Origin of the sequence: Bacillus sp. FJAT-27001 (genome assembly GCF_019039175.1) — a bacterium.
Lineage (GTDB): Bacteria > Bacillota > Bacilli > Bacillales > Bacillaceae > Bacillus > Bacillus velezensis.
In genome coordinates, this window is record NZ_JAHOAA010000009.1 from 44164 (window position 1) to 66032 (window position 21869).

At 44.3% G+C, this 21869-nt stretch carries 23 protein-coding genes; 17 read left to right on the top strand and 6 right to left on the bottom strand.

Annotation, left to right across the window (positions count from 1 at the left end; all coding sequences use genetic code 11):
* Positions 1-3 precede the first annotated feature (3 nt).
* From BGM27_RS18565 to BGM27_RS18610, 10 genes are all read left to right on the top strand, one after another.
* On the top strand, positions 4-2007 hold the full coding sequence (locus tag BGM27_RS18565; RefSeq protein WP_007409896.1) for a molybdopterin-dependent oxidoreductase: 2004 nt from the start codon (positions 4-6) through the stop codon (positions 2005-2007).
* 126 nt (positions 2008-2133) lie between these two features.
* Positions 2134-3234: a redox-regulated ATPase YchF gene (gene ychF, locus BGM27_RS18570; protein WP_004392975.1), complete on the top strand. Its 1101-nt coding sequence runs from the start codon at positions 2134-2136 to the stop codon at positions 3232-3234.
* 111 nt (positions 3235-3345) lie between these two features.
* On the top strand, positions 3346-3633 hold the full coding sequence (gene rpsF / locus BGM27_RS18575) for a 30S ribosomal protein S6 (RefSeq protein WP_004392977.1): 288 nt from the start codon (positions 3346-3348) through the stop codon (positions 3631-3633).
* A gap of 39 nt (positions 3634-3672) precedes the next feature.
* The gene (gene ssbA, locus BGM27_RS18580) at positions 3673-4191 is read left to right on the top strand and encodes a single-stranded DNA-binding protein SsbA (protein ID WP_004392979.1); all 519 of its coding nucleotides are present in this window, start codon (positions 3673-3675) and stop codon (positions 4189-4191) included.
* Positions 4192-4234: 43 nt separating this feature from the next.
* A complete protein-coding gene (rpsR, locus tag BGM27_RS18585; protein ID WP_004392983.1) occupies positions 4235-4474 on the top strand; it encodes a 30S ribosomal protein S18 in 240 nt (79 codons plus the stop codon).
* Positions 4475-4660: 186 nt separating this feature from the next.
* Positions 4661-5242, top strand: coding sequence for a bifunctional transcriptional activator/DNA repair enzyme AdaA (locus BGM27_RS18590; RefSeq protein WP_007409895.1), 582 nt, complete (start codon positions 4661-4663; stop codon positions 5240-5242).
* A complete protein-coding gene (locus BGM27_RS18595) occupies positions 5239-5796 on the top strand; it encodes a methylated-DNA--[protein]-cysteine S-methyltransferase (RefSeq protein WP_007409894.1) in 558 nt (185 codons plus the stop codon). Before BGM27_RS18590 ends, BGM27_RS18595 begins: the two co-directional genes overlap by 4 nt.
* Positions 5793-6551 (top strand): exodeoxyribonuclease III, encoded by a 759-nt coding sequence (gene xth, locus BGM27_RS18600; RefSeq protein ID WP_007409893.1) that lies wholly within the window; start codon positions 5793-5795, stop codon positions 6549-6551. Before BGM27_RS18595 ends, xth begins: the two co-directional genes overlap by 4 nt.
* A gap of 62 nt (positions 6552-6613) precedes the next feature.
* Positions 6614-7558 carry a LacI family DNA-binding transcriptional regulator gene (locus BGM27_RS18605; protein WP_007409892.1) on the top strand — a complete coding sequence of 315 codons (945 nt, stop codon included), beginning with the start codon at positions 6614-6616 and terminating at the stop codon, positions 7556-7558.
* A 51-nt stretch (positions 7559-7609) separates the two neighbouring features.
* Positions 7610-7990, top strand: a complete 381-nt coding sequence (locus BGM27_RS18610) for a VOC family protein (protein WP_007409891.1) — start codon at positions 7610-7612, stop codon at positions 7988-7990.
* 32 nt (positions 7991-8022) lie between these two features.
* On the opposite strand, the gene BGM27_RS18615 is transcribed toward BGM27_RS18610, so the two are convergent.
* The gene (locus BGM27_RS18615; protein ID WP_007409890.1) at positions 8023-9354 is read right to left on the bottom strand and encodes an MFS transporter; all 1332 of its coding nucleotides are present in this window, start codon (positions 9352-9354) and stop codon (positions 8023-8025) included.
* 214 nt (positions 9355-9568) lie between these two features.
* On the opposite strand from BGM27_RS18615, the gene BGM27_RS18620 reads away from it, so the two are divergent.
* A complete protein-coding gene (locus BGM27_RS18620; RefSeq protein WP_007409889.1) occupies positions 9569-10465 on the top strand; it encodes a CPBP family intramembrane glutamic endopeptidase in 897 nt (298 codons plus the stop codon).
* On the opposite strand, the gene BGM27_RS18625 is transcribed toward BGM27_RS18620, so the two are convergent.
* Both BGM27_RS18625 and BGM27_RS18630 read right to left on the bottom strand, forming a co-directional pair.
* Complete coding sequence (locus BGM27_RS18625) at positions 10462-12531, bottom strand: thioredoxin domain-containing protein (protein ID WP_020954394.1); 2070 nt, start codon at positions 12529-12531, stop codon at positions 10462-10464. The genes BGM27_RS18620 and BGM27_RS18625 overlap by 4 nt on opposite strands.
* Positions 12532-12680: 149 nt before the next feature.
* Complete coding sequence (locus BGM27_RS18630) at positions 12681-13592, bottom strand: DMT family transporter (RefSeq protein WP_007409886.1); 912 nt, start codon at positions 13590-13592, stop codon at positions 12681-12683.
* A gap of 129 nt (positions 13593-13721) precedes the next feature.
* On the opposite strand from BGM27_RS18630, the gene BGM27_RS18635 reads away from it, so the two are divergent.
* The gene (locus BGM27_RS18635; RefSeq protein WP_007409885.1) at positions 13722-15170 is read left to right on the top strand and encodes an aminotransferase-like domain-containing protein; all 1449 of its coding nucleotides are present in this window, start codon (positions 13722-13724) and stop codon (positions 15168-15170) included.
* Between the two features lie 300 nt (positions 15171-15470).
* Here the strand turns inward: BGM27_RS18635 and BGM27_RS18640 are convergent, their stop codons facing one another.
* Positions 15471-16256 carry a 3-hydroxybutyrate dehydrogenase gene (locus BGM27_RS18640; protein ID WP_007409884.1) on the bottom strand — a complete coding sequence of 262 codons (786 nt, stop codon included), beginning with the start codon at positions 16254-16256 and terminating at the stop codon, positions 15471-15473.
* Between the two features lie 118 nt (positions 16257-16374).
* Between BGM27_RS18640 and BGM27_RS18645 the strand changes: the two genes are divergently transcribed.
* Both BGM27_RS18645 and BGM27_RS18650 read left to right on the top strand, forming a co-directional pair.
* Positions 16375-17283: a LysR family transcriptional regulator gene (locus BGM27_RS18645; protein ID WP_007409883.1), complete on the top strand. Its 909-nt coding sequence runs from the start codon at positions 16375-16377 to the stop codon at positions 17281-17283.
* A 104-nt stretch (positions 17284-17387) separates the two neighbouring features.
* Positions 17388-17789, top strand: coding sequence for a carboxymuconolactone decarboxylase family protein (locus BGM27_RS18650; RefSeq protein ID WP_007409882.1), 402 nt, complete (start codon positions 17388-17390; stop codon positions 17787-17789).
* 210 nt (positions 17790-17999) lie between these two features.
* Here BGM27_RS18650 and BGM27_RS18655 read toward each other — a convergent pair whose 3' ends face one another.
* Together BGM27_RS18655 and BGM27_RS18660 are read right to left on the bottom strand one after the other, a co-directional pair.
* Positions 18000-18866: a DUF1259 domain-containing protein gene (locus BGM27_RS18655; RefSeq protein WP_007409881.1), complete on the bottom strand. Its 867-nt coding sequence runs from the start codon at positions 18864-18866 to the stop codon at positions 18000-18002.
* Between the two features lie 352 nt (positions 18867-19218).
* Positions 19219-19650 (bottom strand): GNAT family N-acetyltransferase, encoded by a 432-nt coding sequence (locus tag BGM27_RS18660; protein WP_007409880.1) that lies wholly within the window; start codon positions 19648-19650, stop codon positions 19219-19221.
* A gap of 120 nt (positions 19651-19770) precedes the next feature.
* Here BGM27_RS18660 and BGM27_RS18665 point away from each other — a divergent pair, with 120 nt between their 5' ends.
* The 3 genes from BGM27_RS18665 to BGM27_RS18675 all read left to right on the top strand — a co-directional run bounded on the left by BGM27_RS18665 (position 19771) and on the right by BGM27_RS18675 (position 21858).
* Positions 19771-20223, top strand: a complete 453-nt coding sequence (locus BGM27_RS18665; RefSeq protein ID WP_007409879.1) for a MarR family winged helix-turn-helix transcriptional regulator — start codon at positions 19771-19773, stop codon at positions 20221-20223.
* 183 nt (positions 20224-20406) lie between these two features.
* A complete protein-coding gene (locus BGM27_RS18670; protein WP_007409878.1) occupies positions 20407-21285 on the top strand; it encodes a YitT family protein in 879 nt (292 codons plus the stop codon).
* A gap of 111 nt (positions 21286-21396) precedes the next feature.
* Entirely contained in the window at positions 21397-21858 is a 462-nt protein-coding gene (locus BGM27_RS18675) for a MarR family winged helix-turn-helix transcriptional regulator (RefSeq protein WP_169510223.1), read from the top strand.
* Positions 21859-21869: the final 11 nt, after the last annotated feature.

A 21869-nucleotide genomic window follows, 5' to 3' on the forward strand; every position in this document is an offset into this window, starting at 1 on the left:
CCGATGAGCAAAGTGCATCAGTCAGCGTGCCCGCTGAATTGCTGGGACAGCTGCGGCTTTTTGGTGACAGTTGAGGATGGAAAGGTGACGAAAGTAGACGGAGACCCGAATCATCCCATTACGGAAGGGAAAATTTGCGGCCGGGGCAGAATGCTGGAGACGAAAACGAATGCGCCGGAACGGCTTCGTTTTCCTTTAAAAAAGATAGACGGCGAATTTGTCCGCATTTCCTGGGAGCAGGCGTTAGATGAAATTGCTGAAAAAATGGCGGTGATTAAGGAGACGTTGGGCACTGCCGCAGTGCTGCACAGTCATGATTACGCCAATAACGGTCTTTTGAAGGCGCTCGACCAGCGTTTTTTCAATGGATACGGCGGTGTGACGGAGATTGCGGGCAGCATATGCTGGGGTTCCGGCATTGAAGCGCAGCGCTGGGATTTCGGGCGTTCTTACGGGCATGGACCGCTTGATATTTATCACAGCAAGCATGTGATCGTATGGGGCAGAAACGTGTCCCGGACGAATATGCACCTCTATCATCATCTGCAGCAGGTGAAGAAAAAAGGAGCGACACTGACGGTCATTGATCCTATTTTTAACCCGACTGCCAAGCTTGCCGATCGGTATATATCCGTCAAACCCGGCATGGATGGATGGCTTGCGGCGGGTGTTTTAAAAATATTATGCCAAACCGGCAGAACCGATTCCGATTTCATTCAAAGGCATTCGGTCGGTTTTGAAGAAATAGAAAAGCTTCTGCAGACGATTTCTATTGAGGAGATCATTGAGAAAACAGAAACGTCTTTAGAAGTGATTGAATATCTTGCTGATTTATATGCTGACGGTCCCGCCTCCACTTTTATGGGTCTTGGGATGCAGAGATATAAAAACGGGGGCGGGACGATACGGTGGATTGACGCTTTAGCTGCGGCGAGCGGAAATGTCGGTATCAAAGGCGGCGGCGCAAACTTCGGAAATGTGCAAGTCGGTGAAAGCTTTACAAAGGCCGAGCTCACCCGGCCTGATCTGAAGAAAAGTTCGAGAACGTTTTCGATGATGACTCAAGCCGAAGAGGCGCTGAATGCAGCCGATCCGCCGATTGAGATGATCATCGTGACGTGCGGCAATCCGCTGACACAGGTGCCGAATACAAAAAAAGTGAAGGAAGCATTTGAAAAAACACCGGTCACAGTGGCCATTGATTCGGTCATGACCGATACGGCGAAGCTCTGTGACTATGTGCTGCCGACGGCCGTTGTTTTCGAAGAGGAAGATATTTATTATTCCAGCATGTATCATCACTATGTTCAATATGGCAAGAAGCTTGCGGAACCGCAGGGAGAGGCAAAATCAGACCGCTGGATCTGGACGGAACTCGCAAAGCGTCTCGGATTCGGGGAGCTCTTTGATTACAGTACGGAAGATTTCTTAAAAATGGGGCTCTCTTCTTTGGAGAAAGAAGGAATCACCCTTGAGCAATTAAAGGAAAAAGGACATATGCCGCTTCCGGTCAAACAGGTTCCGTGGAGTGATTTTCAATTTTTAACCCCGAGCGGAAAATTTGAATTCGTCTCGTCACTGGCAGAAGAGAAAGGATACAGCGGCCTCCCTCAATTGGAGGTGCCGGAGGAGTCTGTTTATCATGACGCCGGACTGGCCGGGAAATATCCGTATACGCTGCTGTCCATTCACCCGCAGCGCTCCAATCATTCACAGCACGTGCCGTTTATTGAAAAGCTTCAGCAGATTCAGGTGGATCTGTCGCCGGATATCGCCGAGGAGCTTTCACTTCAAGACGGAGATACGGCAGAGGTATACAATGACCGCGGCCGTCTGCGCGGCAGGGTGAAAATCATGAAGCAGGCTCACCCGAAGACGGTGAATATAGATGAAGGCATGTGGGCGGCATTCGGAGGCTCCGTCAACATGCTCACAAAGGATTCAAATTCCGATAATGGAATGGGAAGTACGCTTTTTGACTGTCTGGTAGCGGTTAAAAAAGGATAATCTAAGGAGAGAGAGGGCGGGAAATGCTTTTTTCTCAGCTTGTCTTTTCCTATGAACCTCCTTATAATTGCTCTAGGTTTACAATACGTTTATACGATGATGGTTTGATATAGAGGAGATGAAAGAATGGCTTTAACTGCTGGAATTGTCGGTTTGCCGAATGTCGGAAAATCGACGTTATTTAATGCAATTACCCAGGCTGGTGCCGAATCAGCCAACTACCCGTTCTGTACAATTGATCCGAACGTGGGAATCGTGGAAGTGCCGGATGAACGTCTGCAAAAGCTGACTGAATTGGTGAACCCGAAAAAAACGGTGCCGACTGCGTTTGAATTCACTGATATCGCGGGGATCGTAAAAGGCGCATCAAAAGGTGAAGGACTCGGAAATAAGTTTCTTTCTCATATCCGTCAGGTAGATGCGATCTGCCACGTTGTACGCGCATTCGCTGATGACAATATTACGCACGTGTCAGGGAAAGTCGATCCGATTGACGATATTGAAACGATCAATCTTGAATTGATTCTTGCCGACATGGAGACAGTCGAAAAACGCATCACGCGTGTAAGCAAGCTTGCTAAGCAAAAAGACAAAGAAGCGGTTTTTGAATTTGACATTCTGTCTAAATTAAAAGAAGCTTTCGAACAAGAAAAGCCTGCCCGTTCCGTTGAATTTACGGAAGAACAGCAAAAGCTTGTGAAGCAGCTTCATTTGCTTACGTCAAAACCCGTGCTTTATGTAGCAAATGTAAGCGAGGATGAAGTGGCTGATCCTTCAGATAATGAATATGTTGCGAAAATCCGGGAGTACGCCGCGGGTGAAAACGCCGAAGTTATCGTCGTCTGCGCGAAAATTGAATCTGAAATTGCTGAATTGGAAGGCGAAGAAAAACAAATGTTCCTTGAGGAGCTCGGCATCGAAGAATCAGGTCTTGATCAGCTGATTAAAGCGTCATACTCTCTTCTCGGCCTTGCGACATACTTTACGGCGGGCGAACAGGAAGTGCGCGCATGGACATTCAGAAAAGGCATGAAAGCTCCTGAGTGTGCGGGTATCATCCACACTGACTTTGAACGCGGCTTTATCCGCGCTGAAACGGTTGCTTATGAAGACCTTTTGGCAGGCGGCGGAATGTCCGGAGCGAAAGAAGCCGGAAAAGTGCGTCTGGAAGGTAAGGAATATGTAGTCCAAGACGGAGATGTCATTCATTTCCGATTTAATGTATAGGACACAGTTGTAAAGGGACAAGAGCTTTGGTATAATATAAACTTGTGAGTAATAGAATTATTGCTCCTTGCCCATTATAGGGCCGCTTAGACCAAAAGGAGGTGCAAACAGATGAAAAAGTACGAAGTTATGTACATTATCCGTCCGAACATTGACGAAGAGTCAAAGAAGGCAGTTATCGAGCGTTTCAACAACGTATTGACTTCTAACGGAGCGGAGATCACTGGAACAAAAGATTGGGGTAAACGTCGTCTTGCTTACGAAATCAACGATTTCCGTGACGGTTTCTACCAAATCTTAAACGTTCAGTCTGAAGCTGCAGCGGTTGCTGAATTCGACCGTTTAGCTAAGATCAGTGACGATATCATTCGCCACATCGTTGTTAAAGAAGAAGAATAAGCAATTTGAAATATATAATGTTAAAAGGTGGTCTTTCATATGCTTAACCGAGTTGTATTAGTCGGAAGACTGACAAAAGACCCAGAGCTTCGTTATACGCCAAGCGGTGCGGCTGTCGCCACGTTCACTCTTGCTGTGAATCGTACATTCACGAACCAGTCCGGAGAACGTGAAGCCGATTTCATTAATTGTGTCACTTGGAGAAGACAAGCCGAAAACGTTGCAAACTTTCTTAAAAAAGGAAGCCTTGCCGGCGTAGACGGCCGACTCCAGACAAGAAATTATGAAAACCAGCAGGGACAGCGTGTCTTCGTGACAGAAGTCCAAGCTGAAAGTGTTCAATTTCTTGAGCCTAAAAACAGCGGCGGTTCTGGATCAGGCGGATACAACGAAGGAAACAGCGGCGGAGGCCAATACTTTGGCGGAGGCCAAAATGATAATCCGTTCGGCGGAAATCAGAACAACCAGAGACGAAATCAAGGGAACAGCTTTAATGATGATCCATTTGCCAACGACGGCAAGCCGATTGACATCTCGGATGATGATCTTCCGTTCTAATAGATTATCGCTATATTCATAACGAGAAAGGTGGGAAATGACAATGGCAGGAGGACGCAGAGGCGGTCGTGCGAAACGCCGTAAGGTTTGTTACTTCACTTCTAACGGCATTACGCACATCGATTACAAAGATGTAGATCTTCTTAGAAAGTTTGTTTCTGAGCGTGGTAAAATTTTACCTCGCCGTGTAACTGGAACAAACGCGAAATACCAACGTAAATTGACTATCGCGATCAAACGCGCACGTCAAATGGCTTTACTTCCATACGTAACTGGCGAGTAAGCCGAAAAAAGAGCAAGAGCCTGCGGGCTCCTGCTCTTTTTTTATATCAGTCCCCCTCCATCCTGCCGAAATGTTTCACATGAAACATGGAAGTGCTTCTTACACCTTTGTTATCTTGCTCCTCTATTCAAAAACGCGTACTTATGCAATGAATTTGTTTATACTGAAAAACAGGGGGTGGCTGAGATGGAGACAGACAGAAATATCCTGACTGATGAAAAGTGGAGCGCAATCATACATAATGATGCTTCTTATGACGGGGCATTTTATTATGCAGTAAAAACGACGGGAATTTTCTGCCGGCGTTCTTGTAAATCGAGAGTTCCGAATAAAGAAAACGTGCTGGTGTTTGATACGGCTGATGCAGCGCTCGAGAAACATTTTCGTCCCTGTAAAAGGTGCCGGCCGAACGGTCTTCGTCTTCCTGATGAAGAATGGATTGCTCAAATCATTGAATACATTGAACGCCATTATCACGAATCCCTGACTCTGAGTGTACTGGCCGAAATGTGTCACGGCAGCCCCTATCATTTACAGCGGACATTTAAAAAAATCAGGGGAATATCCCCGATTGCGTATATACAGAAAATAAGATTGTCGAAGGCGGAACACCTTTTAAAGCATACTGATATGACAGTCATGGAGATCGCTCTGACTGTCGGAATTCCAAACACAGCGCATTTCGCCACCCTTTTTAAAAAGGGAACCGGGAGTTCGCCCACAGAATACAGAAAAACGGCCAAAATGGGACAGGGAGGTTCAATATGAGTAAAGAGCCTATGATCTATTGGACACTCTTCACACGGAATGATTGGAGCCTGTATACAGCCGCCACATCTAAGGGGCTTTGCTTTATAGGGTCAAATCATGGAAGCTTTGAAGAGCTTGAGCAGTGGGCAAAAAAATCACTGCCGCAATACCGATTGGCACGTGATGATGAAAAGCTGGCGCCTTACACGGCAGAGCTGTCCGAGTACATTGACAATGGCAGATCAGCTTTTTCAGTGCCGGTGGATCTTTACGGGACAGAATTTCAGCTTGCTGTATGGAAAGCGCTTATGGACATACCGTACGGCGAGATATACTCCTATTCGGATATAGCAAAAATGATTCAGAAACCGGCAGCCGTAAGAGCCGTGGGCGCTGCGATTGGAAAAAATCCGGTATTGATTACGGTTCCGTGCCATCGCGTCATCGGAAAAAACGGGAAACTGACCGGATTCAGAGGCGGTTTAGAAATGAAAAAGCAGCTGCTGGCATTAGAGGGCGGAAACATTGAAACACTGGAATACCGGCTGAGCCGGACAGGAGGGATCACATGAAACTGATGTCTTGGAATGTAAACGGCTTGCGTGCCGTGATGAAAAAGATAGATATCAATACTTACGTTCAGGAAACGGAAGCCGATATTCTATGTCTGCAAGAAACAAAAGTACAGGACGGACAAGTATCATTACAGCCTGAAGGATATCACGCCTATTGGAACTATGCGGTGAAAAAAGGCTACTCAGGCACGGCTGTTTTTTCGAAAGAAAAGCCGCTGCACGTGCTCTATGGACTGGGGATTGACGACCATGATCAAGAAGGACGGGTGATCACGCTTGAATTTGAGCATGTGTTTGTCGTCAACTGTTATACGCCGAATGCCAAACGCGGATTAGAGCGAATTGATTACCGTCTTCAATGGGAAGCCGATTTTAAGGATTATCTGCAGAAGCTTGACCGGAAGAAGCCCGTGATCTTATGCGGCGATCTGAATGTCGCACACAGGGAGATAGACTTAAAAAATCCGAAAGCCAACCGGAAGAACGCCGGTTTCTCGGAGCAGGAGCGGGAAGCGTTCAGCGCCCTGCTGAACGCGGGATTTACCGACTCATTCCGCTATTTATATCCTGATCGGGAAGGCGCCTATTCCTGGTGGTCTTACAGGACGAACGCACGTGAGAAAAACATCGGCTGGCGGCTTGATTACGTCATTGTTTCAGACAGACTGAAGCAGCGGATCAGCCAAGCGGCCATTTGTGCCGATATCATGGGTTCTGACCATTGCCCTGTTGAAATGACAGTGGATTTATGATGAGATAGCAGTAAGAGAAATCCACTCTTGCTGCTTTTTTATCACTGAAAATGGAGGAGCACATGGCAAATATAAAAGAGATTGCGAAACTGGCGAATGTGTCGGTGGCCACCGTATCACGCGTATTAAACCGACACCCGTACGTATCTGAGGAGAAAAGGCGTCTTGTGAATCAAGTGATGAAGGAGCTGGATTATACCCCTAATCGAACCGCCATTGATCTGATTCGCGGAAAGACCAATACAATCGGCGTGATTTTGCCGTACAGTGACCATCCCTGCTTTGACAAAATTGTAAACGGTATCACGAAGGAAGCGTTTGCCCATGATTACGTGACAACCCTTCTCCCCACCAACTATGACCCCGCTATAGAGATGACATATTTCGAACTGCTGAAAATGAAAAAGATTGACGGACTGATTGTCACGTCCCGCGCGAATGAATGGGAGACCGCCGTGCCTTACCTGGAATACGGTCCCATTGTCGCTTGTGAATATACACAGCATCAAGAGATTCCCTGCGCTTATAATGACAGGCAGGCAGCATACAGAGAAAGCTTTTTGTATTTGAAAAACCGCGGACATCAAGACGTTGCTTTTACATGTGTGCGGGAAGCGGAAAAAAGCCCGAGTACAGCCGACAAGGTAACCGCATATAAGGCGGTTTTCGGCTCTCTTGATGAAACCCGCATTCTGGTCGGATGCCATGATATGGACGACGGAAAGCGTGCGGGTGAGCACTTCTGGGGTTTCGACAAGGCGCCGACGGCCATCTATGCGCACAGTGATGACGTGGCTGCCGGCTTGTACCAGTTTGCGAAAGAACAGAAATGGGACGCGGAGATCATCGGCGAGGGAAATCTGAGCGTCAGCCGGGCATTGAATATTCCATCCCTGGAACTTCATTTGGAACGGGTCGGAAAGGAAGCATTTTTATTATTTTTTCACGAAGAAACGGCTAAAAAACAAATTATGCATCAATTTCAGCGGAAAAAAGTCTTGAGCTGAAATGGGTTTCATGCTTTATAAATAGATTGAGAAAAAAAGGGAGGCGGACATATGAGAATTGAACATGCAGCGATATGGGTGAAAGATTTGGAACGGATGAAAGAGTTTTATGAGACATACTTCGGCGCCAAGGCCAATGACCTTTATCATAATGAGAAAAAAGATTTCAAATCGTATTTTCTTTCATTTGACTCTGGATGCAGGCTGGAACTTATGAAAAAAGGCGGCATTGATGAAGTTCCGTCACAGAATATGACCGGATGGGCGCATCTCGCATTTTCTACAGGCAGCAAGGAGCGGGTGAATGAATTGACGAAGACGTTTAAAAACGACGGATTTCAGGTTGTAAGCGGACCGCGCGTGACGGGTGACGGATATTATGAGAGCGTGATAGAGGATGGGGAAGGCAATTTGATAGAAATCACAGTGTAACAGTGCGGAGTGATTCCGCACTGTTTTTTTGATTAAATTTGCTGTGCATTTGTTTTCGGGCCGAAGAGGATTAACAAAACGGAACACAGAAGCCAGCAGCCGCCGATGAACAAAAAGACGCTGATGTAGCCGAGCTTAACGGCAATAAACCCGACGAGCAGGGAGCCGAATATGTTGGAAAAACGGCCGAGCCCGTACGCCAGCCCGCTCCCTGCCGAGCGATATTCCGTAGGATACGGTTCCGATGTGTAGGCGTATAGATTTGAGGTGAAGATCCGTTCCGTGACGTTAACGACAAATCCAAACACAATAATCATGACGGGAATAAACGTCATGCCGTATAACAGTCCGGCAATGGCAGTCAGAAAGGCGCTTGCTGCCAGAATCCATTTCCTTTGGAACGTTTCGGATATCATGGAACCGAGCAATGCGCCAAGCGGTGCGCCGACAGAGTGAAGCACATTGTACCACAGTGTTTTTTCCATGGTGATGCCGTTGCTTTTCAGCAGGCTGGGCACCCATGAAGCAAAGCCGTAAAAGCCAAAGGTTTCAAGAATCCATACCGCTGACAGGATGATGGTGATCTTTAAATTCCTGCCCTGAAACAGCCCTAAGTAGCCTGCGCGCTTCACTGTATGTACTTCTGCCGCCTCTTTTGGCGCGGGAAGCGGGCCTTTTTCTTTCTCTGCACGTGCTTCAAGACGGTTCATAATGGCGTTTGCCTGATCATATGCGCCCCGATTTTCGTGCCAGCGCGGCGATTCCTCAAGCCGGCGGATAAAAAAGAAATAAATGAGACCGGCCGCCCCCCATACGAATACGATCCGCCACCCCCATGAGCCTAAAGGAATGACAAAAGCGGAAACAACGTTTGTGACGGGAACGCCGATTAGCCCGATCATGGCGCAAAGGGAGATGTATTTTCCCCGTACGGAGGATGGAAAAAATTCTGCCAAATAGCTGTTCGTCACAATCATGGCGGCCGCGACGCCGAGCCCGGTCAAGAAGCGGAAAATCATTAAGGACGGAATGTCCCATGCCAGCGCATTCAGAAAAGATGAGATCGAAAAGACAAGGACAAAACAATTCAGCGCTTTTTTCCTGCCGATCCGATCGGACAGCCTTCCGCCGATGGACGCGCCTAAAAACATGCCCAGGAATGATGCGGCCGTGATGTCGGCAATGGTGGACAGCTTCACGCCCCAATGCTCAATCAGCGCCGGAGCCACGTTGCTGAGCGTAAACAGATCAGCGAGATCAAAAAAATAGATGATTCCGAGAGCGGTTAATACTTGATAATGCACACGTGAAATGGGGAGACGGTCTAATCGGTTCGCTACATTTGAGAATGTCTGATGTTTCATAAACAACCCCCTGACTTTGCAATTGTAATCAGAAAATACTGTGAATTTATCTGACGAATACATTATAAAGGTCTTTTTTTGGCAAAAACAGAGTGTAAATAACCAGAGCCAAAGGAAACGGCATAGCGCTTTCTTCTTAAAATATATAACATTTCCTATATCTGTTTCTGTTTATATTGTAAAATGTTGAAGGAAAGGAAGTTGATGCATAAATATGAATACGTTTGTACGGCCCGCAGAGGGAAAAAATAGTGTATCGAGATATCTCCTTTCTCTGTTGGTCATTGTGGGTTTGTTCTTTTTCGGAAGCATACTGACCGTGTTTTATATGTTTCTCACGTCCGCTTTCAATCCTTCACTGACGATAAATTGGGATGAGGGGGCATTAAGTGACCCGCTGGCGGATATTTATTTACAGCATATCGTCTATTTCATAGCGATTCCGGGCATTTGGATAGCGGTTCGTTTCATTATGAAACGGCGGTTTTTATCCATCATCACACCAAATCAGTCGCTGAACTGGAAGAGGATTTTCTTTGGATTCGGCACATATGTTGTGCTGATGTTTGTCGCGGGGCTGATTGATTTTACAATTCATCCGGATCGTTTCATGCTTCAGGAATTCCATGCTTCACGTTTTCTGCTGCTGTTAGCGGCGGCCGTCTTGTTGGTGCCGATTCAAACCTCTGCGGAGGAATTTCTCTTTCGCGGTTTTCTGCTTCAGTTCGCCGGAAAATTGACGGCAAATGCGGTGGTTCTGACAGTCATTATCGGCGGATTATTCGGCGCACTTCATTTCGGGAATCCGGAGATGGAAAATGGAGCTCTCTGGGCGGGAATCGGATATGTCACCATCGGCATGATCTGGACCTTTATCACGATTAAAACGGGCAGTCTGGAGATGTCCCTTGGCGGTCACGCTGCCAATAATATGTTTTTATTTATCTTTCTCACAGAGGATCATTCGGTGTACGGCGGCATTCCGTCGATATTTACAACAGCAGCCGGCGGCTATGAAATATATGATTGCATATCGACTCTGGTGATCAATATCATCTTCGCATGGCTCGCATTCCGTTTTGTGAAAAAAGAAAAGCAGCAGGCCGCCTAGGCTCTGCTGCTGATTTGTAAGGTGTTCATCGCTTCATCAATATCCGTCGTCGGCCTCCGGCAGGCGAAATTCTCGCAAATGTAGACCGTTGTCCTCCCATCGATCATTCGATAACCCGCGGCAAAGTCAGAAATGCCGGCAAGCTCTTCCGGATGTTCTGCGGCGAGAATCGTATAGGCGGGAGTGAAATGCTCCTGAAGCGCCTCAATGAAACGTTTTCTGTCCGGGTCATCTTTCCTTCCGAAAACAACGATTTCTTTTTGGGGCATTGTATGTGCCAGTACGCTTTGCATGAAGAAAGCGTTGCTGCTCGGATAGGCCTCTATTTCCCGTTTGAACACGGAAAACATCGCTTCGGCTTTTTCAATCAGTGATATATCACCCGTCAGGCGGCCGAGACGAAGCAGCTGTACGGCAGCCGCGCTGTTTCCGGAAGGCACGGCCCCGTCATAAACCTCTTTTTCCCTGACAAGAAGGGTCTCGGCATCATTCCCCGTAAAGAAGAAACCTCCGTGCCGTTCGTCCCAGAACAGCTCCAGCATGCTTGTACATAGCGTTTTCGCTTTCTGCAGATAAGACGGATGAAAACCCGCTTCATACAGTTCAAGGTAAGCCCAGATGAGAAAAGCGTAATCATCGATAAACCCTTTGTTTTTCACTTCGCCCTCGCGATAGCGGACCATGACGCGCGCGTCCGGCATGAGGTGCCGTTCGAGAAAGCGGATGGCTGTTTCCGCCATGCTGAGAAAGTCAGGCTCGTGAAATACCTTTGCGGCTTTTGCCAGCCCGGCAATCATGAGCGCGTTCCATGAGGTCAGCACTTTGTCATCTGTATGCGGATAGCTTCTGTTTTCACGGGCCTCCAGCAATTTTGTTCTTGCCTCTTCAAGACGTTCGGCCAGCTCATGTCCGGTGAGGCCGGTCTCTTCGAGGATGGCCTCACGCCGCGTGAAAATGAGGTGCGGGATGTTTTCGCCTTCAAAATTGCCTTGATCTGTGATGTTATACACCTTGCAGTAAAGCGGGCCGAGTTCATCACCGAGAAGATTCATGATTTCTTTTTTGGACCATATGTAATATTTCCCCTCACGGCCTTCGGTATCAGCGTCTAAAGCTGAGAAAAAGCTGCCGTCTTCATGCATCATTTCCCGCTGAATAAACGTTACGATCTGCATCGCAATCTGTTTGTAGCGCTCATTACCCGTGACTTGATAGGCTTCCGTATATGCGGTCAGGAGAAGGGCGTTGTCATACAGCATTTTCTCAAAATGCGGCACCAGCCATTCATTATCAGTCGAGTAGCGGGCGAATCCGAACCCGATGTGGTCAAAAATTCCGCCGTTCGCCATGCCGTCGAGTGTCTTGGTTACGCCGGCCAAAGCCTGTTCCTTGCCCGTATAGCTGTAGTAGCGAAGCAGAAACATGAGCATATGCGGCATCGGAAATTTCGGAGCCTGGCCGAACCCGCCGTACACCGTATCAAACCCGCCGGCCAGCTGGCGATACGTGTCATGAACCGCCTGTTCGCCAAGCATGCCCTCAGCCGGGTGAACCTTGACTTCAAGATGAGCGGCGGCGTTTTCGGCGATATCCTCGACATGCTGCCGGTCATTCGCAAACGTTTCGGACAGATGTTCAAGCACATCGATAAAGCCCGGACGGTTATATTTGCTCGTCTTCGGAAAATACGTCCCCGCATAAAACGGCTTCTGATCTGGTGTGACGAACACGTTCAGCGGCCACCCGCCCTGCCCCGTCATCAGCTGGCAGATTCTCATATACACGGAATCCACATCAGGCCGCTCCTCACGATCAACCTTGATGGCTATGAATTTATCGTTTAACATATCGGCGATCTCTTCGTCCTCAAAGGACTCGTGAGCCATTACGTGGCACCAGTGACACGTCGAATAGCCAATGCTGATAAGAACCGGCTTGTTTTCGCGTTTCGCTTTTTCGAAGGCTTCTTCTCCCAAAGGATGCCAGTTTACGGGGTTGTGGGCGTGTTGGAGCAGATAGGGGGACTTCTCCGTGATTAAACTGTTGGGTTTGCTATTGTTTGGCATGGGCTCACCTGCTTTCTATTAATATTTGTATGTTTAACATACCACAATCCTCTAAAAAAATTCATACACTCAACTTTGTGAACCAAACCCAAGTCATTAAAAAGGAGAACTGCTTATGACTCTATTTTCAGGGTTAAACTTCATCTACCTTATTGCTTTTTAGATAAGAAGTAAGGATTTAAAATCTTTATCGTTTTATTTACTGTTAGATAGGTGAAACACACTCCGGCGACTGTAACCATCCCGCCTGTCAGTGCAATAAACGCAGGTACTTCACCTAACCACACCCAAGAAATGACCAAGGCTATAGCGGGTGTTAAATAAAGTGAAATGGCTGCTTCTGAAGCACCGACGAGTGAAGTTACATAAGCAAGTGCAAAGTAAGGCACAACCGTTGGTAATAAACCTAAGTAAACGATAGACAATGTTGAGTTCATTGAAGCGTTCAAAAACTCTTCCCCTAAGCCAGGCAGAAATACAAGCATAGGTACTGTCCCGCCCCAAATAGTGAATGTAACGAATGGAATAAATCCATATTTTTTTATATAGCGAGCTTGAAAAACGAAATAAATACTCTCCGAAAAAGCTGCCAGCAGGATTAACAAAATGCCGTTCACTGAATTTGTATAGTTTCCTGCCCCAAATGAAATGATCGACACACCCAATAAACTTATGATAGAGCCAATCCATTTATAAAGCCCAAAATGTTCACCAAAAAACAGACGGGATAACATTGCAGAAAAAATAGGTGTCATGGTCACGAGTAAGCTTGCTGTCCCTGCGCTGACTGTTTTTTCTCCGATATTCAGCAAAATGTGATATAGTGCAAAACCTAAAAATCCTAACGATAAAATAGCAGGAATATCCTTCATGTCAGGTAAACGCATATGAGTCAAAACAGCAAAAACCACCAGCACCATTGACCCAATCAACAAGCGAAACAAAGCGAGGTGTTCCGGCGTGTAACTCTCCAAACCCGCGCGAATTCCCGGGAAAGCTGATGCCCACAACCCAATCATCAGACTGTAAGATATGCCGATTCGAACTGTTTTCTTTTGCATCTTTCTCACTCCTCTTTACAAAAACCAACCAGTTATTTAATGTGTTTCTATATTAATAAAGATTTGATGATATGACTTCAACCAGTTAAATAGATTTTGACCCAACCACTTTTAAGGAGGATCCTTTTTATGAGCGCTCCAGAAGAAAAAAAGATGAAAAAGCTTCCTAAGTACATACAAATCATTCAATTTATAAAAGAGAAAATAGGAAATGGAGAATGGCCGATTGGAAGTAAGATTCCAAGCCAGCGCACGCTTGCTAAACACTTTGAGGTGAACAGGAGCACAGTCATTACAGCTTTAGAGGAATTGACGGCGGATGGATTAATCGAAGGCAGAATGGGCAAAGGGACAGTTGTTACGAACAATACATGGACACTTTTGGCTAAGAATTCCGCTCCCGATTGGGATCAGTATGTAACCTCCGGAATCCAGCAGCCAAGCCAAAAAATCGTTCAAGAGATCAATAAATCAGAATCGAATTCTGATCTTATACAGCTCAGTAAAGGAGAACTTTCACATGAGATTTTTCCTTTAGCTGTTATGAAAGAGATCATGGGAAAGGTATCTCAAAACATAGAGGCATTCGGGTATGAGGAACCAAAAGGCTATTTGCCTTTGAGAGAGGCATTAAGCGGCTATTTAAGAACAATCGGCATTCAAGCGTCTCCTTCTTCCATTCTTATTGTTTCGGGCGCACTGCAAGCCTTGCAGCTTATATCAATGGGGCTTTTACAAAGGGGATCGACCGTATTTCTCGATCAGCCTTCCTATCTTTATTCATTACACGTATTTCAATCAGCCGGTATGAAGCTGACTGGAGTTCCTATGGATAATAATGGACTTTTGCCGGAACACATCCACATGGCAAGGGGGGAACGGGGGAGGGCTATCTTATATACAAATCCTTGTTTTCATAATCCGACAGGTATTTTAATGTCAAAAAAGAGACGAGAAGAAATCCTTGCGGCAAGTGAGAATGCACAGCTTCCCATTATTGAAGATGACATTTATCGTGAGTTATGGATAGATGAGATTCCTCCAGATCCTATTAAAACAATAGATAAAAATGGGCATGTGCTTTACATAGGCAGTTTATCGAAAACGTTAAGTCCGGGCTTGAGGATTGGATGGATCGTCGGTCCAGAACCAGTGATTGAACGTTTATCCGACATAAAAATGCAAACAGATTACGGCTCCAGTTCGTTATCTCAGAGAGTAGCGGCAGAGTGGTTTACATCCGGTGAATACCAGCAACATCTAGAACAGGTGAGAAGTCAATTAAAGGTGAGAAGGCAATTGGTCATGAGTCTCTTAGAAACCAATTTGAAGAATGTCGCTGCATGGAATATGCCGAAGGGAGGATTCTTTGTCTGGGTAAAAATATTGCCTTCACTATCTATGAAATTACTTTATACAAAAGCTTTGACAAAAGGGATACTTCTCAATCTCGGCAGTATCTATGCTCAAGAAAAAGGGAATTATATTCGCTTATCATATGCTTATGCATCTCTTGAAGACCTTCAAAAGGGAATTTATGAATTGGGTTTGATGATTAAGGAATTGGCAAGCAGATAAATATAATGATTACTAAAAGACAGGGACATGCTATCAATGACAAGAATCTGCTTGTTTTCGCGTTTCGCTTTTTCAAATGCTTCTTTTCCCCTCATGAAAACCAGTAAAAAAGCCGCCAACAAAGCGGCTTTTCTTAAGTTAAGATGCCGAATGTCAAAAAAATGTTAATTTCTGCTCTCCTTGTTTTTATTCAAACTTCAATCTGTATGGCTATGTCTCTCCTAGAAGAACAGCGGCTTGGTTCTTGAAGAGTAAATCATTTAATCCAAAGCGCTATGACTCCTGCAGATGAAATTCAGATCATTGGGCCGTATAACCGCCATCCATTACGACTGCCTGCCCTGTAACGCCTTTCGCTTTGTCACTGGCGAGGAATACTGCGTAATCAGCGATTTCTTGCACGGCTAACAAACGTTTTTGAGGAACCAAGGGGTAAATGACTTCTTCAAACACCTTTTCTTTAGAAATGCCTCTAGTCTCTGCAATATCGTTTAACTGGTTTTGCACCAATGGAGTGTCGATATATCCCGGACACAAGGCGTTGACGGTAATTCCGTATTCCGCTCCTTCCAATGCTGATACTTTAGTTAAACCGATCAGACCGTGTTTGGCGCTGCAATAAGCCGCTTTCCCTGCAAAACCAATTAAACCATTTATGGAAGCCATATTGATGATGCGGCCAAATTTTTGTTTTTTCATCAAAGGGAATACTCTTTTTGTCGCACTAAAAGGAGCAGTAAGCATTAATTTCAGCATAAATTCAAACTTATCAGTCGGGAAGTTTTCTATATCCGACACATGCTGAATCCCCGCATTGTTTACCAGAATATCCAATCGTCCAAAGGTTTCAAGTGTCTTAGAGACACTTTTTTCTACTTGTTCTTCGTTTGTTACATCACAAACCGCAGAGAGGACTTCGTATCCTTGTTCCGTAAGTTCCTCAGCTGCATGTTGCACGGCTTTTTCGTTCAAATCGGAAATCACAACTTTTGCGCCTTCTTTAGCGAATTCACGTGCAATTTCTAAACCAATTCCACTCGCCGCGCCTGTAACAAGAGCAACTTTACTTTCCAATAATTTACTCATAGTAACCCCTCCAGGATTCATTTTGGTCTCCTAAAAGTTTACACCCAGCAGTTGTATAAGTAAAATGAATAAAAAGAATATAATGTATTCGTTAAACTTATGGAATGGAGATCATACGATGGATATACGCCAAATCACTTACTTTCTTGAAGTTGCTAAATCCAACAGTTTTACTAAGGCATCAGAAAATTTGCATTTGTCACAGCCTGCCTTAAGTAAGATGGTGAAAAGTTTGGAAGAGGAATTAAAGGTTGAGCTCATTGATCGATCAGCCAGACAAATCGCTTTGACAGATGCAGGCGAAATTGTATTTGAGCAAGGCCAAATGATTATGAAGTCAATAGATGACTTGTCGACGAACTTATACGATCTTTTACATTTAAAAAAAGGAAAAGTGAAAATTGGAATACCGCCGCTTATCGGTGTCTTGTTTTTTCCTAAAATCATTAGAGGATTTAAACAATTGTATCCTGATGTGAACATCAAGCTGATAGAACATGGGGGAAACAAGGTGAAACAGGAGGTTGAAGATGGGGTACTGGATCTTGGCGTGGTTATTGAACCAGTGGACGAAGAGCAGTTTGATATCATTCCATTGCTTAATGAAGAACTGATGCTCTTCGTTCATTCCGCTCACCCGCTTGTTCATAAAGAGATTGTGGAAATGCAAGACTTGAAAAATGAACCTTTCATCCTGTTTAGTGAAGACTTTTCTCTTCACGATCGGATTATTCAAGAGTGTATTAGAGCCGGTTTTCGTCCAAATATCGTTTATGAAAGTTCTCAATGGGATTTTATCAGCGAAATGATTGGAGAAGAACTAGGTATCTCCATTTTCCCTCAGTCTATAGTGAAAAAGACTGATCAAAGTTTAGTTAAGGCAATTTCCATTGTCAATCCATCAATTCCTTGGAAAGTGGCGATTATTTTAAAAAAAGGTAAATATGTTTCACACGCAGTACGCGAATTTATCCGGTATATTTCATTTTTTTGTAAGAGTAATTACGCAGATCAAGATAACTCATGAAAAAAATGAATGGTTTTTATAGTTTTTATGTATTTTACGGTTAGAGAGGGCTGCGATATATTATCTTATGTCAGAAAATAAGTACTTTTCAGGAGGAAATTCAAATGGATCAAAGCCGTTACCAACAAGGTTTAGACAAATTAATGGAGTACACTTTAACAAGCGATGATAAAATCTCTACGCATTTAAAGATTTCTGAAGACTTGAAAGATATCGCCCCAGATGTAAGTAAGTACATGATAGAATTTGCTTATGGAGATATATATTCACGACCGGGATTAACCAATCAACAACGTGCGCTTGTTACCATTTCATCCCTTGTAACGCAAGGAACCGAGCCGCAGCTTGAACTTCATATCAATACAGGGCTTACATCCGGATTAACACCGACTGAGATTGTAGAGAGTATCACCCAATTGGTTCCTTATACAGGATTCCCGCGTGTACTTAATGCTCTTTCAGTGGCTAAGAAGGTGTTTGCACAACGACATGTAGAAAACCATTGAGAAATAAAGAGCTTGTATGGAATGCGGGTTGAATTAGTATAAACTCATCAATAGAATATACACAAAACGACAGCCTATAAGGCTGTTTTTTAATAGTCTCGCTTATCATAAAAAAGTCTGTGCCAGGCCTATATATGGTCTCTTTTTTGTTTTCGGTTGATCATATGTAAAAGCGATTATATTAATCGCTTTTTAATACTTCGAAACATGCTAAGCTTTGACCTCTTTATCAGTAAGCACTTTTAAAGCATCTCTCACTTTTAAGGCGAAGTTGACAGGTTTATCAATCGATTCGAAATGAATATACATCAGTCTCGGTTTATCAAACAGCCAGTGATTGTGAAGTGACGTTACAATCAGATCATGTTTCCGAAGAACGCTGATAAATGGATTGATTTCTTTTTGCAGAATGACAGTTTCTCCGCTGCAAAGAGCACGGCCGTCTTTTGTCATTGATTCAAATGAAAACATTTGCGGAATGAGCAAAAATGATTTTCCGGGCCGTCCAAGCACTACAGGTTTTATATTCGTTCGTGATCTCATTACTGTACAAATTCCATTTTCAAACGTATGCATGGTTCCGCCTAGAATATCGTTGAACTCGTCACAAAGACCATGCCGTTCAATCATTTCCCCGTCAGTTTTTGGTACCGCACGCACAGTTTTAGTAGTTAAAACCCTCAGGGCCTCTCTCACTTTTCTTGCAAAAGTGAGAGGTTTATCAATTGATTCAAAATGCATAAACATCAGACGCGGTTTATCAAACAGCCAATGGTTATGAACGGCAGTTACGATGATACCGAATTTGCGCAGCTCACTCATTAACGGGTTCACTTCTTCTTGCAGTAAAACAGTCTCACCTAAACATAAAGCTCTGCCTTCCCGATCCATGCTTTCAAATGAAAAGGCCTGAGGAATAAAAGGAAATGCCTCGGCTCTTCTTCCGAGTACCACCGGATGAATGTTGCTTCGAAATCTTGTCGCCGTACATACGCCATTTACGACACTGGGCGTTGAATTAAGAATTCTAGCAAATTCTTTGCAGAGCCGTGATGGCTCCATACTCGTTTCTTCCACTTCATATCTCCTCCTGGAATCTATTTATAACGTACGTAGTATTAAAGATATGTGAAGATAGAAAAAATGTAACGCGTCAGCAGTCCATATTAGAGAGAATCAGTCTTTCTTGTATAATTTGAGATTTTCTTCCCTTTTTACAATCTCTTTAACTGTTAATTTTTAATAGATTAAAAGCTTAAATTGGTAGTTTTATTCCAGCTTTGATTTTTTTGTGGCGGTCATTTGTGACAAGCATCGGCTGAGCACACATACCTTTTAGTTGTGAGTTTCAGAATATGAAAAAAAGCCTTTATACAAGGCTTTCGGTAAATAATTCATACAGCCGTTTGGCTGCTCATTCAGTGACAGCTCACAGCTCTTTTGTCATCAAGACATGCGGGATGCCGTCTTCCATAAATTCCGGTGAATCTGTCTGATAGCCCAGTTTGTGATAAAAGCCTTCCGCATGTGTTTGTCCATGCAGTTTACATTGGGTGATGCCTTTTTCTTTTACCATGTTTTCTAATTCGCGTATGATGACTTTGCCCAACCCGTATTTGCGGTAAGGCTTCAGGATGCAGATTCGTTCGAGCTTGCCTGTATGGTTTACAATGCGGACGCGTCCTGTGCCGGCAGGCTGATTTTCATGATAAACCAAGACATGCCCGCACTGATCCCCAAGCGTATCGAACTGATCAAATTCATCGGCTTCAGGTACTTGCTGTTCCTCAATGAATACTGCTTTTCTAATCTCAAGCGCTGCTTGCAAACCAATTTCCGTTGTTATTCTTTTTATCCTCATGATCAATCAATCCTTTTCACATATTAGTCTGGACTGCACGGCTTGCTTGTGGTCTTATAGAAGTAACGATAAAACAATTATATTGCATATGCAACAAAAACATGAAGGGTTTGAAAAGATATGACTGATATTTTGCGGGAAATCGGCATGATCGCACGGGCACTGGATTCCATCAGCAATATTGAATTCAAGGAATTAGACTTAACAAAAGGGCAGTATCTCTATCTTGTGCGTATATGTGAAAACCCGGGAGTGATACAGGAAAAAGTGGCGGAAATGATTAAAGTCGACCGAACAACAGCGGCGAGAGCAATCAAAAAATTGGAAATACAAGGGTTTATTGAAAAGCGTCCTGATGATCAAAATAAAAAAATAAAAAAACTGTTTCCGACTGAAAAAGGGAGAAAGGTTTATCCGTTATTGCAAAGAGAAGGAGAGCATTCTGCGGAGGTAGCCCTGTCCGGCTTTACATCTGAGGAAAAAGAAACCATTTTCAGCCTTCTTCAGCGGGTGAGAAAAAATATAGAACATGATTGGGAATTTGTGAAGAAGGGGAATAAAAGAGATTATTAATGGTCATTAATTCCTTTTAGTGAATGATTGCGTTGTGAATGATTAAAGTCATAAATGGATACGTTATCTGTGACATCTCCTTCCTCGGTTCCTGCTTCAACATAGCCGATAGGCTTATTTTTAACGAAAAGTATCAATTATGGTATATTTAAATAAGAAAAAATAATTGAAGCGGGGAATGATATGAGTACAATCGAAAAACAAAGACGTAAGAAATTCAGAGCGAAATCAATCGTACGGGCCATCATGGTCATCATCGGCGGAATTATTGCCGCGTATGGACTGGAAACCGTATTGATTCCGAATAGTGTATCTGACGGCGGTGTGACCGGACTCAGCATTGTCGGTTCACAGCTGTTTCATTTGCCTCTTGGGATCTTAATTGCGGTGATCAATATACCGTTTGTCTGGTTAGGATATAAGCAAATCGGGAAAGGTTTTGCGTTTCTATCAATTATCGGTATTGTCTCACTTGCCGCGGGCACGAGTTTTTTCCACCACACACCGGCTATCATTGAGGGAGATACCCTGTTAATCACCGTTGTCGGCGGGATTATTCTCGGCTTGGGAATGGGATTGGCATTGCGCAACGGCGGCGCCTTAGATGGAATTGATATGCTGGCTGTGCTTCTGTCACGGAAATTGCCGTTTGGCACGAGCGACCTCATTTTATTTTTAAACATGTTTGTGTTTATTTTTGTTTCTTTTGTATTCGGGCTGCAAGGCGCATTGCTTTCCGTCATTGCTTACTACATTGCATCTAAGGTGATCCATGTGGTTGAGGAAGGCTTAAGCGGTTCTAAAACTTTTCAGATTATCACCAATGAGCCTGCATTAATGGTAGAGACCATTCGTGAAGAATTGGGCCGGAGCGCTACTTATAAAGAAGCATACGGCGGTTTTTCTCATGAAAAATTCCAAGAAATCACATGTGTCATCAACCGTTTGGAAGAAACCAAACTGAAAGAAATTATTAATGACATTGATAAACAAGCCTTTGTGACGGTATATGATGTCGCAGAAGTAAAAGGCAGTAATTTCAGAAAAGTACATAATCATTAAGAAGCGAGCTGCCGTTAATCGGCAGCTTTTTTTAAAAAAGGAGAAAAAACTTGCAAAAATAGAATGACGGCTGTATATTATTGATATATCAAACATTGACTAGTCATTTAATTGCGCAAAAGAAAGTGGGGATGGGTTTTGACAGCATGTTGTTCAGAGGAAGGCGAGATTTTATATCAGCTCCAATCACTGCATAAAGTGATCGGCACGAAGTTTGAAGCGTGCACCGGAATCAGCCAATCCCGCCTTGAGCTTCTCGCCGTGCTTTTTTACGTCGACGAGATCAGCCAAAGCGATCTTCAGAAAAAGGTGAATATTGATGGCGCAGCCGTGACAAGACACTTGAAACAGCTTGAAGCCAAAGAAATGGTCACAAGAAGGCGGAAGCCCGAGGACAACCGAATTATACTTGTCCGGCTTACTGAACAGGGGCGGGAGAGAATCGAGGCTTCCAAAAAGGAGAAGGAGCGTTTCATAAAGGAAATGCTTGCCGGTGTCAGCGAGGAAGAACGCAGTATGTTAAAAAACGTATTGTCACAGATGCAGAATAATATAGAAAATATGAAAGCATAGGAGTGTTTTAC